Annotated in this window: 11 protein-coding genes; 2 read left to right on the plus strand and 9 right to left on the minus strand. The window is 69.8% G+C overall.

Features of this window, described 5'->3' with window-relative positions; genetic code table 11:
* Positions 1-630: 630 nt before the first annotated feature.
* The 3 genes from OTB16_RS00005 to thyX all read right to left on the minus strand — a co-directional run bounded on the left by OTB16_RS00005 (position 631) and on the right by thyX (position 4,271).
* Entirely contained in the window at positions 631-2,316 is a 1,686-nt protein-coding gene (locus tag OTB16_RS00005) for a ribonuclease J (RefSeq protein WP_267717460.1), read from the minus strand.
* A gap of 114 nt (positions 2,317-2,430) precedes the next feature.
* Entirely contained in the window at positions 2,431-3,330 is a 900-nt protein-coding gene (dapA, locus tag OTB16_RS00010; RefSeq protein ID WP_267717461.1) for a 4-hydroxy-tetrahydrodipicolinate synthase, read from the minus strand.
* Positions 3,331-3,530: 200 nt separating this feature from the next.
* Positions 3,531-4,271 carry an FAD-dependent thymidylate synthase gene (thyX, locus tag OTB16_RS00015; protein ID WP_267717462.1) on the minus strand — a complete coding sequence of 247 codons (741 nt, stop codon included), beginning with the start codon at positions 4,269-4,271 and terminating at the stop codon, positions 3,531-3,533.
* Positions 4,272-4,500: 229 nt separating this feature from the next.
* Here thyX and OTB16_RS00020 point away from each other — a divergent pair, with 229 nt between their 5' ends.
* Together OTB16_RS00020 and OTB16_RS00025 are read left to right on the plus strand one after the other, a co-directional pair.
* On the plus strand, positions 4,501-4,740 hold the full coding sequence (locus OTB16_RS00020; RefSeq protein WP_267717463.1) for a hypothetical protein: 240 nt from the start codon (positions 4,501-4,503) through the stop codon (positions 4,738-4,740).
* Positions 4,741-4,788: 48 nt separating this feature from the next.
* Positions 4,789-5,349 (plus strand): PH domain-containing protein, encoded by a 561-nt coding sequence (locus OTB16_RS00025; RefSeq protein ID WP_267717464.1) that lies wholly within the window; start codon positions 4,789-4,791, stop codon positions 5,347-5,349.
* Between the two features lie 48 nt (positions 5,350-5,397).
* Here OTB16_RS00025 and OTB16_RS00030 read toward each other — a convergent pair whose 3' ends face one another.
* The 6 genes from OTB16_RS00030 to eccD form a co-directional block, all read right to left on the minus strand.
* Positions 5,398-5,850, minus strand: coding sequence for a tetratricopeptide repeat protein (locus OTB16_RS00030; RefSeq protein WP_267717465.1), 453 nt, complete (start codon positions 5,848-5,850; stop codon positions 5,398-5,400).
* 10 nt (positions 5,851-5,860) lie between these two features.
* On the minus strand, positions 5,861-6,613 hold the full coding sequence (gene dapB / locus OTB16_RS00035) for a 4-hydroxy-tetrahydrodipicolinate reductase (RefSeq protein ID WP_267717466.1): 753 nt from the start codon (positions 6,611-6,613) through the stop codon (positions 5,861-5,863).
* A gap of 44 nt (positions 6,614-6,657) precedes the next feature.
* Positions 6,658-8,037, minus strand: a complete 1,380-nt coding sequence (locus OTB16_RS00040) for a M16 family metallopeptidase (protein ID WP_267717467.1) — start codon at positions 8,035-8,037, stop codon at positions 6,658-6,660.
* Positions 8,034-10,259, minus strand: a complete 2,226-nt coding sequence (locus OTB16_RS00045) for a polyribonucleotide nucleotidyltransferase (RefSeq protein ID WP_267718353.1) — start codon at positions 10,257-10,259, stop codon at positions 8,034-8,036. The genes OTB16_RS00040 and OTB16_RS00045 overlap by 4 nt, the downstream gene beginning before the upstream one ends.
* Before the next feature lie 313 nt (positions 10,260-10,572).
* Positions 10,573-10,860, minus strand: a complete 288-nt coding sequence (rpsO, locus tag OTB16_RS00050; RefSeq protein ID WP_030718724.1) for a 30S ribosomal protein S15 — start codon at positions 10,858-10,860, stop codon at positions 10,573-10,575.
* Between the two features lie 182 nt (positions 10,861-11,042).
* Complete coding sequence (eccD, locus tag OTB16_RS00055) at positions 11,043-12,527, minus strand: type VII secretion integral membrane protein EccD (RefSeq protein ID WP_267717468.1); 1,485 nt, start codon at positions 12,525-12,527, stop codon at positions 11,043-11,045.
* Positions 12,528-12,709: the final 182 nt, after the last annotated feature.

A 12,709-nucleotide genomic window follows, 5' to 3' on the forward strand; every position in this document is an offset into this window, starting at 1 on the left:
TCAAACTCTCCATGAATGTTTACCCGTAATCGGGTGCACACACACTTAGAGCGGGACAATCAAGTCGGAATAAGACCGATCGTCCACAACGTCCTCGCTGTGTAATTGCCTGCAAGCACACCGGAAATCCGGAGCCCCACAGGACTTTTTCAAAGGAACCTCATCCACCGAAATGGACGGGGTATCAACTTCTGGCGTTGATTTTTGGCACGCTGTTGAGTTCTCAAGGAACGGACGCTTCCTTTGTACTCACCCTCTCGGGCTTTCCTCCGGGCTTTCGTTCTGTTCTTGCGTTTCCGACTCTATCAGACTCTCTCGGGCCTGACTTCCTCGGCGCTTTCCAGGTATTCGCTTTCGCGCTTTCCTTTCCGGCGATTCCGACTCTACCAGATTCATTTCCGTGTCACTGTCGACTGGATTTGAATTCCGGCGGCCTGCGGAGGGCCTTTCCCTTTCGGGTGGACCAGACTTTATCAGGTCTCCCTGGGCAGTTGATCCCACCCGCCCGCGGGCGTACAGGCACACATGTGTGCCCGAGTGCCGTGCGAGGTGGAGAGGTAAACGTACTGGAGCGGGGCCCCCGGACGCAAATCCGGTTGCCCCGCTCCCGTGGGGTCGCTACGGCGGAGGTCAGACCTCGACGACGACCGGAAGGATCATCGGGCGGCGGCGGTAGCTGTCCGAGACCCACTTGCCCATGGTCCGGCGAATGAGCTGCTGGATCTGGTGGGGCTCGGCCACACCGTCGGCGGCGGCGCGGGCGATCGACTCCCCGATCTTCGCGACGACCGGGCCGAAGGCCCCGTCGTCGATGCCGGAGCCTCGGGCCTGGATGTTCGGGCCGCTGACGATCTTGCCCGTGGTGCTGTCCACCACGACGTAGACCGAGATGATGCCCTCGTCGCCGAGGATCCTGCGGTCCTTGAGCGAGGCCTCGGTGACATCGCCGACCGAGAGGCCGTCCACGTACACGTAGCCGGCCTGGACCTTGCCCGAGATGCGGGCCTTGCCGTCGATGAGGTCGACGACGACGCCGTCCTCCGCGATGACGATGCGGTCCTTCGGGACGCCGGTCAGGGCGCCGAGCTCGGCGTTGGCGCGCAGGTGGCGCCATTCGCCGTGGACCGGCATCAGGTTCCGCGGCTTGCAGATGTTGTAGAAGTACAGCAGCTCGCCGGCGGAGGCGTGGCCGGAGACGTGCACCTTGGCGTTGCCCTTGTGCACGACGTTGGCGCCCCAGCGGGTCAGCCCGTTGATCACGCGGTAAACCGCGTTCTCGTTGCCCGGGATCAGGGACGACGCCAGGATCACCGTGTCGCCGGGGACGATCCGGATCTGGTGGTCGCGGTTGGCCATGCGGGACAGGGCCGCCATCGGCTCGCCCTGGGAACCCGTGCAGACGAGGACGACCTCGTGGGCCGGCAGGTCGTCGAGGGTCTTGACGTCCACGACGAGGCCCGGCGGGACCTTGAGGTAGCCCAGGTCACGGGCGATGCCCATGTTGCGGACCATCGAGCGGCCGACGAAGGCGACCCTGCGGCCGTACTCGTGAGCGGCGTCCAGGATCTGCTGGATGCGGTGCACGTGGCTGGCGAAGCTGGCCACGATGATCCGGCTGTGGGCGTTCGCGAAGACCGTGCGCAGGACGTTCGAGATCTCACGCTCGGGCGGGACGAAGCCCGGGACCTCGGCGTTCGTCGAGTCCGAGAGGAGAAGGTCGATGCCCTCTTCGCTCAGGCGCGCGAACGCGTGCAGGTCGGTGAGGCGGTTGTCCAGCGGGAGCTGGTCCATCTTGAAGTCGCCGGTGGCGACGACCAGGCCCGCGGGGGTCCGGATCGCGACGGCCAGGGCGTCGGGGATGGAGTGGTTGACGGCGATGAACTCGCAGTCGAAGGGGCCGAGGTTCTCGCGCTCGCCTTCCTTCACCTCGAGGGTGTAGGGGCGGATGCGGTGCTCCTGGAGCTTCGCCTCGATGAGGGCCAGCGTCAGCTTGGAGCCGATCAGCGGAATGTCCGGCTTCTCCCGGAGGAGGTAGGGGACGGCGCCGATGTGGTCCTCGTGGCCGTGCGTGAGCACGATGCCCTCGATGTCGTCCAGCCGGTCCCGGATGGACGAGAAGTCCGGAAGGATCAGGTCGATGCCCGGCTGCTCCTCCTCGGGGAAGAGGACGCCGCAGTCGACGATCAGCAGACGGCCGTCGAACTCGAAGACGGTCATGTTGCGACCGATCTCGCCGAGCCCGCCCAGGGGGGTGACCCGGAGGGCGCCCTTGGGAAGCTTCGGCGGCAGGCCGAGTTCAGGATGCGGATGGCTCAAAAGTCTCTCCTCACCACACGCGCCACGTACCTCGGAAGGCACGTGGCGCGCATGTCATTCGTGCACTTGCTGTTGTCTGTGTGGGTCGTGCTTATTCAGTTGTGAAGTCTGTTGTCAGAGCTGTACCCCGCCGGCGGCGAGGTCGAGCGCCAGCCGTGCCGTCTCTTCGGCGGTCAGCTCGACCAGGGGGAGCCGCAGCGGGCCGGCGGGCAGGCCCTGCAGGCCCAGCGCGGCCTTGGTGGTCATCACGCCCTGGGTGCGGAACATGCCGGTGAAGACCGGGAGCAGCTTCTGGTGGATCTCGGCTGCCTTCTGGACGTCTCCGCCCAGGTGGGCCTCCAGCATGGCGCGCAGCTCGGGTGTGACCACGTGGCTGACCACGGACACGAAGCCGACCCCGCCGATGGACAGGAGGGGCAGGTTCAGCATGTCGTCGCCGGAGTACCAGGCCAGGCCGCTGCGCGCGATGGCCCAGCTGGCGAGGCCCAGGTCGCCCTTGGCGTCCTTGTTGGCCACGATGCGGGGGTGCTCGCCGAGCCGGACCAGGGTTTCGGTGTCGATGGGGACACCGCTGCGGCCGGGGATGTCGTAGAGCATGACCGGCAGGCCGGTCGCGTCGGCGATCGCCGTGAAGTGCCGGAAGAGGCCTTCCTGCGGCGGCTTGCTGTAGTACGGGGTGACGGCGAGGAGGCCGTGGGCGCCCGTGCGCTCGGCCTCGCGGGCCAGCTCCAGGGTGTGCCGGGTGTCGTTCGTACCGATGCCGGCGACCACGTGGGCGCGGTCTCCGACGGCTTCGAGGACGGCTCGTACGAGGTCGTTTTTCTCCGCGTCGGTGGTGGTCGGCGACTCACCGGTGGTGCCGTTGACGATCAGGCCGTCGTTGCCTGCGTCGACCAGGTGGGCGGCGAGCCGCTGCGCGCCGTCGAGGTCGAGTGCGCCATCCGCCGTGAACGGCGTGATCATGGCGGTGAGGACCCGCCCGAAGGGGGTCTGCGGAGTCGAGATCGGAGCCATGGGTAACACGCTACTCGCTGCCACGCTCGTGGTGTCCCCTCGGGGGACGTCAACGGGGTGTTGGACGCCGGCACTGCCTGCTCGGGGGTTCAGGCAGTGCCGGGTCCGTTTGATCAGCCTAGATGAACTTCCCGAAACGCCGCAATACGGACACTTGGGACTTGAGTCCGCACATCTGTACGTCGCGGGTGTACCGGCCCTTACGGGGCAACGCGACCGTTGCCGTTGAAGGCCGAGTACGTGAGCGGCATGAGCCGCGCCCAGTGCTGCTCCATCTTCTCGCCGACCATCTCGATCTCCCGCTGCGGGAAGGAAGGCACGGCCGCGAGCTCGTGCTGCGTACGGAGACCGAGGAAGTGCATCAGCGAGCGGGCGTTGCACGTGGCGTACATCGAGGAGAAAAGACCGACCGGCAGGACCGAACGGGCAACCTCCCGGGCCACGCCCGCGTCGAGCATCTCCTGGTACGCCTGGTAGGCCTGGAGGTAGGAGTCCTCCATGACGCGGCCGGTCAGCTCCTGCTGCGCCCGGGTGCCCTCGACGAAGACGTACTTGCCCGGGCGGCCCTCCTGGACGAGCTTGCGCTCGGCGTCGGGGACGTAGAAGACCGGCTCGAGGTTCCGGTAGCGGCCCGACTCCTCGTTGTAGGACCAGCCCACGCGGTGGCGCATGAACTCGCGGAACACGAAGATCGGGGCGCTGATGAAGAAGGTCATCGAGTTGTGCTCGAAGGGGCTGCCGTGGCGGTCGCGCATCAGGTAGTTGATCAGGCCCTTGGAGCGCTCCGGGTCCTTCTGGAGCTCCTCCAGGGACTGCTCGCCGGCCGTGGAGACCCGGGCGGCCCACAGCACGTCGGAGTCGGCGGCGGAGTGCTTCACCAGCTCCACCGTCACATCGCTGCGGAAGCTGGGTTTCAGATCTGAAGCGGCGGTGTCGCTCACCGGGGTCCTTCCAAACGTGCGTCCTGGGGCGCGCCCACTCTACGTCGCCGCCCGCGCCGCCCACGCGCACGCGCACGGGAGGGGACCCGGACGAACTGACGCGGCGCCATAAAGTTTGGTTAATGTGCCGGATTCCGGCACCGATCGGGCGCTTCGGACGTCATAACGGGTAGCACGCGCATCCACCCGCCGCCCCGTTCCGGGCCCGATAGCGAGGAGAGCCGCTCCCATGTTCCGCCGGCGCGAACCCGTCCCGTTCGCCTTCGTCGCCGAGGCCGACCGTTTCCGCAGCAATGTCACTCCGCCGCCGCGCGAGAGTCTGAGCAAGACCCAGATGGCCGCCCGTAGTCTGGTCGGGCTGACCGTGGTGGCAGGGCTCGCCGGCTCGCTGCTCTTCGGTATGCCCGCACTGCAGCCGAGCAAGGCACCCGAGAAGTCGCAGCGGTCGGAGGCGTCCGAGGGGCGGTAGCCTCACGGGCACAGCCCAACCGAACGTGCATGTGAGTGAGGTACAGCCGTGCCCCTGCCCTTCCTGACGGCCGACGGCGTGTTCGACGCGGACGAGGAGAGCGACGACGTACTCCCCCACGCCGACCACGACCGCTGGCGGCGGCCGTACCGGCCCGGTCCCTGGCGGGTGGCCATCGCCGCGCTGCTGCTCCTGCTCTCCGCCTTCATGCTGCTGGCCACGATGATCGTCGCCTTCGCGGGCACCTGGGGCGGGGCGGCCGTCTGTCTCGCCGCCGCGCTCTGCGTGGTCGGCTCGGCGCTGCAACTGCTGCGTACGGGCGTATGGGTGAGCCGTACGGGACTGCGCCGGATCGGTTTCTTCGGGACCCGCACGATCGCCTGGAGCGAGGTCGCCGAGTTCCGTACGGTGCAGCAGCCGGTGCGCTGGCTCGGTCTGCCGCGGACCGTGCAGGGGCAGGCCCTGACGGTGGCCGCGCGCGATGGTGCGGAGCTGCCGGTGCTCCTGACCGACCACAACGCCGACTTCCTGTCCCGGTCGGAGGCCTTCGACCGGGCCGCCGACACGCTCGGGGCGTGGGCCGACGAGTACCGGCCCGTGCCCGCCTGACGCGCGCCGGAGCGGCGTACGAAGGCCTGTGGAGGCCCGTACGGGGGATCAGCCCTGTACGGGCCTTCCGGCGTGCAGGGCGATCGCCCGCTGCATGGCCTTGCGGGCCCGCGGGGTGTCGCGGGCGTCGCGGTAGGCGACGGCCAGGCGGAACCAGCTGCGCCAGTCCCCCGGCTCGTCCTCGGTCTCGGCCCTGCGGCGCGCGAAGACCTCGTCGGCGGAGTCCCGCAGGATCCGCCCGTACCGGTCCCGCTCCAGCTCGTCCACGGGCAGGCCGCCCTCGGCTTCCAGCTCGGTCGCGAGCTGGTTGGCCCGGGTGACGAACTGCGTGTTCTTCCAGAGGAACCACACGCCGATGACCGGCAGGATCAGCACGGCCACCCCGAAGGTGACGGTGAGCCAGGTGCCGTGCCGGATCAGCATCAGGCCCCGGCCGCCGGCCAGGACGAAGTAGACGACCAGGACGGCGGCCGTGAGGAAGTACGTGATCTTCGCGCGCATAGTCGTGCCGTCAGCCCAGGTCGAGGAAGTGTTCCAGGCCATAGGTGAGGCCCGGGGTCGCCGTGACGCGGCGTGCGCCGAGCAGGATGCCCGGCATGAAGCTGCTGTGGTGCAGCGAGTCGTGGCGGATGGTCAGCGTCTCGCCCTCGCCGCCGAGGAGCACCTCCTGGTGGGCCAGCAGGCCGCGCAGGCGGATGGCGTGGACCGGAACCCCGTCCACGTCGGCGCCGCGGGCACCGTCGAGGGCCGTGGCGGTGGCGTCGGGCTGCGCGCCGAGGCCGGCCTCGGCGCGGGCGGCGGCGATGAGCTGCGCCGTGCGGGTGGCCGTGCCGGAGGGGGCGTCGGCCTTGTTGGGGTGGTGCAGCTCGACGACCTCGACGGACTCGAAGTAGCGCGCCGCCTGGGCGGCGAACTTCATGGTCAGGACGGCGCCGATGGAGAAGTTCGGGGCGATGAGCACCCCGGTCTCCGGCGATCCGGCGAGCCAGGTGTCCAGCTGGGCGAGGCGGTCCTCGGTCCAGCCGGTGGTGCCGACCACCGCGTGGATGCCGTGGCGGACGAGGAACTCCAGGTTCTCCATCACCGAGGCCGGGGTGGTCAGCTCGACCGCGACCTGGGCGCCGGCCTCGGCCAGCGTCTGAAGCTTGTCGCCGCGGCCGAGTGCGGCCACCAGCTCCATGTCGTCGGCGGCCTCGACCGCCTTGACCGCCTCGGCGCCGATACGGCCGTGGGCACCGAGGACTGCCACGCGCAGCTTGCTCATCTTGGGTCCTTCACAGGTCGGCACAGAGGTGTGTGCGTACGGAACTAGGCGACCGCTTCGTCGAGGCGGGCCGCCTGCTTCTCCTTCAGCGGGCCGATCACCGCGAGCGAGGGCCGCTGGGTCAGCACGTCCCGCGCGACCGAGCGGACGTCGTCCGGGGTCACGGCGGCGATCCGGGCCAGCAGGTCGTCGACCGACATCTGGTCGCCCCAGCACAGCTCGCTCTTGCCGATGCGGTTCATGATCGCGCCGGTGTCCTCCAGGCCGAGGACGGTGGAGCCGGAGAGCTGGCCGATGGCCCGCTTGATCTCCTCGTCGCCGAGCCCGTCCGCGGCGACCTTGTCGAGCTCGTCGCGGCAGATCCGCAGGACGTCGTGGACCTGGCCGGGCCGGCAGCCCGCGTACACGCCGAAGAGGCCGGTGTCGGCGAAGCCCGAGGTGTACGAGTACACGCTGTAGGCGAGGCCGCGCTTCTCCCTGACCTCCTGGAAGAGGCGGGAGGACATGCCGCCGCCGAGGGCGGTGTTCAGTACGCCCAGGGCCCAGCGGCGCTCGTCGGTGCGGGCGAGGCCCGGCATGCCGAGGACCACGTGGGCCTGCTCGGTCTTGCGGTTGACGTGCTCCACGCGCCCGGCGGTGCGGATGCGCCGGGTGCCGGTGCGGGGGCCGATGGGCTCGGCGTCGGTGCGTCCGAGGGCTCCGGCCTTCTCGAAGGCCGCGCGGACCTGGCGTACGAGCTTGTTGTGGTCGACGTTGCCGGCGGCCGCGACGACGAGGTGCCTCGGGTCGTAGTGCTTCTTGTAGAAGCGGCGGATCCGGTCGGCGCCCAGCGCGTTGATCGTGTCGACGGTGCCGAGGACGGGGCGGCCCAGCGGGGTGTCCCCGTACATCGTCCGCGCGAACAGGTCGTGGACCACGTCGCCCGGGTCGTCCTCGGTCATCGCGATCTCTTCGAGGATGACGCCGCGCTCGGCGACGACGTCCTCCTCGCGGATCAGCGAGCCGGTGAGCATGTCGCAGACGACGTCGACGGCCAGCGGCAGGTCCGTGTCGAGCACCCGCGCGTAGTAGCAGGTGTACTCCTTCGCCGTGAAGGCGTTCATCTCGCCGCCGACCGCGTCGATCGCGGCGGAGATGTCGAGGGCGCTGCGCTTCTCGGTGCCCTTGAAGAGGAGGTGCTCCAGGTAGTGCGTGGCGCCGTTCAGGGTCGGCGTCTCGTCACGGGAGCCGACGTGGGCCCAGATGCCGAAGGTGGCGGAGCGGACGGCGGGCAGCGTCTCGGTGACGATGCGCAGTCCGCCGGGGAGCACGGTGCGCCGGACGGTGCCGATGCCGTTGCTCCCCTTGAGCAGTGTTTGGGTACGGGCGACGGCCCGCCCCTCCGAAGAGGGGCGGGCCGTCACACGGGAACTACGCGACATCACTTGTCGGAGTCGTCCTTGTCAGCGTCGTCGTCGCCGGCGGCCTCGCCGTCGATCACGGGGATCAGGGAGAGCTTGCCGCGCGAGTCGATCTCGGCGATCTCCACCTGGACCTTGGTGCCGACCGCGAGCACGTCCTCGACGTTCTCCACGCGCTTGCCACCGGCGAGCTTGCGGATCTGCGAGATGTGCAGCAGACCGTCCTTGCCGGGCATCAGGGAGACGAAGGCACCGAAGGTGGTGGTCTTGACGACCGTACCCAGGTAGCGCTCGCCGACCTCCGGCATGGTCGGGTTGGCGATCGCGTTGATCGTGGCACGGGCGGCCTCGGCGGCCGGACCGTCGGAGGCACCGATGTAGATGGTGCCGTCGTCCTCGATCGTGATCTCGGCGCCGGTGTCCTCCTGGATCTGGTTGATCATCTTGCCCTTGGGCCCGATGACCTCGCCGATCTTGTCGACCGGGATCTTGACCGTGATGATCCGCGGGGCGAAGGGGGACATGGCGTCCGGCGTGTCGATCGCTTCCATCATCACGTCGAGGATGTGGAGGCGGGCGTCGCGGGCCTGCGTGAGGGCGGCGGCCAGGACCGAGGCCGGGATGCCGTCGAGCTTGGTGTCCAGCTGGAGCGCGGTGACGAACTCCTTGGTGCCGGCGACCTTGAAGTCCATGTCGCCGAAGGCGTCCTCCGCACCGAGGATGTCGGTGAGGGCGACGTAGTGGGTCTTGCCGTCGATCTCCTGGGAGATCAGGCCCATGGCGATGCCGGCGACGGGGGCCTTGAGGGGCACACCGGCGTTCAGCAGCGACATGGTGGAGGCGCAGACCGAGCCCATGGACGTCGAACCGTTGGAGCTGAGGGCCTCGGACACCTGACGGATCGCGTAGGGGAACTCCTCGCGGGTCGGAAGGACCGGCACGATGGCGCGCTCGGCGAGCGCGCCGTGGCCGATCTCGCGGCGCTTGGGCGAGCCCACGCGGCCGGTCTCGCCGACGGAGTACGGCGGGAAGTTGTAGTTGTGCATGTAGCGCTTGCGGGTCACCGGGGAGAGGGTGTCCAGCTGCTGCTCCATGCGGAGCATGTTCAGGGTGGTGACGCCCAGGATCTGGGTCTCGCCACGCTCGAACAGCGCCGAGCCGTGCACGCGCGGGATGGCCTCGACCTCGGCGGCGAGGGTACGGATGTCCGTGATCCCGCGGCCGTCGATGCGGACCTTGTCCTTGATGACGCGCTCGCGCACCAGGGCCTTGGTCAGGCTGCGGTAGGCGGCGGAGATCTCCTTCTCGCGACCCTCGAAGGCCGGGAGGAGCTTCTCGGCGGCGATCTCCTTGACGCGGTCCAGCTCGGCCTCGCGGTCCTGCTTGCCCGCGATGGTCAGCGCCTGGGAGAGCTCGCCCTTGACCGCGGCCTTGAGGGCCTCGAACACGTCGTCCTGGTAGTCCAGGAAGACCGGGAACTCGCCCTCGGGCTTGGCGGCCTTGGCGGCCAGGTCGGCCTGGGCCTTGCAGAGGGCCTTGATGAACGGCTTCGCGGCGTCGAGACCGGCGGCCACGACCTCCTCGGTCGGCGCCTCGGCGCCGCCCTTGACGAGGGCGATGGTCTTCTCGGTGGCCTCGGCCTCGACCATCATGATCGCGACGTCACCGTCGTCGAGGGTGCGACCGGCGACGACCATGTCGAAGACGGCGTCCTCGAGCTCGGTGTGCGTCGGGAAGGCGACCCACTGGCCGCGGATCAGCGCGACGCGGACGCCGCCGATCGGGCCGGAGAAGGGCAGGCCCGCGAGCTGGGTGGACGCGGACGCGGCGTTGATCGCGACGACGTCGTACAGGTGGTCCGGGTTGAGCGCCATGATCGTGGCGACGACCTGGATCTCGTTGCGCAGGCCCTTCTTGAAGGAGGGGCGCAGCGGGCGGTCGATCAGGCGGCAGGTGAGGATCGCGTCCTCGGAGGGCCGGCCTTCGCGACGGAAGAAGGAGCCGGGGATCTTGCCGGCCGCGTACTGCCGCTCCTCGACGTCCACCGTGAGGGGGAAGAAGTCGAGCTGGTCCTTGGGCTTCTTCGACGCGGTGGTGGCGGACAGCACCATCGTGTCGTCGTCCAGGTAGGCAACGGCGGAGCCGGCGGCCTGGCGGGCCAGACGGCCCGTCTCGAAGCGGATGGTGCGGGTGCCGAAGGAACCGTTGTCAATGACGGCCTCGGCGTAGTGGGTCTCGTTCTCCACTAGCGTTTTCTCCATTTTCGTCGTCTCCGTCCGCCGCCCGTGTGGCGGTGGACGGTTGCGGAGAAGCGCTCCTGGCGTGCGGGCCGGTCTTCGATCGAAGCATCCGGTTCGGTGCCCGTGGGGGCGTTCCGGGTGCCACTACCGAGGACCGGCGGCGTAGGGAGGGCGCTCCTCCTCTTCAGTTGTGCACGTCCTGCGTCTTCCTCGGACGTGCACGTGCGTCCGTGTCCAGACTACAAAGGGTCCGGTCCGTTGCGCACGTACGGCAAAGGGAGCGGCCCCCGGATGTGGGAACCGCTCCCTTCACGGCGTGTTACTTGGCGCCGGCCGCACCGCGGCGGATGCCGAGGCGCTCGACCAGGGCGCGGAAGCGCTGGATGTCCTTCTTGGCCAGGTACTGCAGCAGACGGCGGCGCTGGCCGACCAGGATCAGCAGACCACGACGGGAGTGGTGGTCGTGCTTGTGCGTCTTGAGGTGCTCGGTCAGGTCCGAGATGCGGCGCGAGAGCATCGCGACCTGGACCTCGGGGGAGCCGGTGTCGCCCTCCTTGGCACCGAACTCGGTGATGATCTGCTTCTTCGTAGCGGCGTCGAGCGGCACGCGTACTCCTCGTGATAGGTCTTCGTTGCCACCGAGTGCCCCAGGTCTGAATCTCTGGGGAGCTTCCGTAACTCGGGAGGCGGGGTCCGCTGAGCGCAGTCCACAGATCCTCGTGAAGGGTCCGGGGGACGCGTACACAAACGGCCGTCACACAGCGTACCAGGCTGCCGCATCCCGCCGTCTCAGCTGGTGAGCGACCGGACGCGGGAGTAGACGTCGAGCACCGCGAGGGCCAGGGGCACCAGGCTGAGCAGGACCGCGGCCTCGGTGAGGTCGAGGAGCCGCCCCCAGAAGGGTGACAGACCCTTGCGGGGAATGACCAGCGCGATTCCGGCGAGGAGGGCCGCGCCCGCGATCACGGCGGCGGAGAGCCAGAGGGTACGGACGGTGAGGTCGGCGGCGAGGAGGGTCGGCGGGTTCAGGGCCAGGCCCAGGACGAGCAGCGCGGTGGCGGCGAGGCCCGCGGTCAGGGCGCAGACCACCTGGGAGGTGTAGCGGAAGAGGCGGGCGCGCAGCAGCATGGCCAGGCCGGTGGCCAGCGCGAGCAGGCGGCCCCAGGTGTTGTCGGAGAAGCCGAGCACGGCGGCCGCGCCGACGGCGACGGCGGCGCAGCCCGCGACCAGGCCGAGCAGCATCTCGTGGCCGCGGCGGGCCTGCGCGGCGATCTGCTCGGCGTCAAGGGAGGCGCCCTGGTCGTGGTCGGAGCCGGGCTGGTCACCGTACGGGTCGGTCTCGTGGCGGTCCGGGGTGTCGCTGTACTCGACGTACTCGGCGGCGCTCCGCGGGGCGGCGTAGCCGATCGGCAGCCGGGCGAAGCGGGCGGAGAGGCCGGGGAGGAAGGCGACGAGCCCGATGGCCGCGGGTGCGCAGACGGCGGCGGTGGAGGTGGCGGAGGCCTCGGCGGCGATGGCCGCGAAGGTGGCGAGGGTTCCGGTGGCGGCGACGAAGGTGGCCGCGACGAAGGGGGCGTCGCCGCTGGGGGTGAGCGCGACCAGGGCGACGGAGGCGATCAGGACGCAGGCGCAGCCCAGGAGGAACTGGAGCCGGCCGGGGCCCTGGCCGGCGGCGGGGGCGATGATGCCGGAGCCGGCGATCAGCAGGTGCGGGAGGGCGGCGAGGCCGAGGGCGACGGCGGAGCCGCGGTCGCGGTAGACCCGGGCGCGGACGCCGGCCACGGCGGTGAGCAGGACGCCCGTGGAGCCGGCGATGACGCCGGGCAGGCCGTGCATGTCGTGGCGGACGGGGTCGGCGTACCAGAGGACGAAGCCGAGCACGGTGAAGAGGAGCGCGGCGCCGGCCAGGCCCGCGCCGCGGAGCATGTCGTCGCTCCAGCGGTGCCGGTCGCGGACGACGGCGGAGGCCACGGCGTCGGAGACGTCGTCGAAGACGGCGGGCGGCAGGGAGTCGGCGAAGGGGCGCAGGCTCAGCACCTCGCCGTCGAGGACCTGCTGGGCGGCGAGCGTGCGGGCGCCGTCGAGGACGGTGCCGGAGCGGCGGACCAGGTGGAAGCCGGTGGGGGCGCCGACGGGCTGCGTCTGGCCGGTGAGGCGCAGCAGTTCGGGATAGACGTCGGCGACGGCGATGTCCTCGGGGAGGGCGACGTCGATCCGGCTGTCGGGGGCCACGACGGTGACCCTGCAGAAGCCCGTCGTTGCGGCCGTACTCACCTGTGTGACCCCCTGGTTGGCGCCCGCGCCGCGGTCGATTCGCGGTTGCGCATGCTGCGCGCGCCACCCTACCGGGCGTACGGCGGACTGTCGGCAAGTAGGATCACCACCCCCGGCCACCGCCGGGAGATGACCCCGGGCGGAGGAGCCCCCCGAACGCCCGGGACTTGGGGGGCGCCGGC

The sequence above is a fragment of the Streptomyces antarcticus genome, from assembly GCF_026627255.1.
Lineage (GTDB): Bacteria > Actinomycetota > Actinomycetes > Streptomycetales > Streptomycetaceae > Streptomyces > Streptomyces antarcticus.

Bases quoted from the DNA above. Each gene is read 5' to 3' on its own strand.
- dapA (WP_267717461.1), bottom strand. From the start codon at position 3,330: ATGGCTCCGATCTCGACTCCGCAGACCCCCTTCGGGCGGGTCCTCACC.
- OTB16_RS00020 (WP_267717463.1), top strand. From the start codon at position 4,501: ATGTTCCGCCGGCGCGAACCCGTCCCGTTCGCCTTCGTCGCCGAGGCC.
- dapB (WP_267717466.1), bottom strand. From the start codon at position 6,613: ATGAGCAAGCTGCGCGTGGCAGTCCTCGGTGCCCACGGCCGTATCGGC.
- OTB16_RS00030 (WP_267717465.1), bottom strand. From the start codon at position 5,850: ATGCGCGCGAAGATCACGTACTTCCTCACGGCCGCCGTCCTGGTCGTC.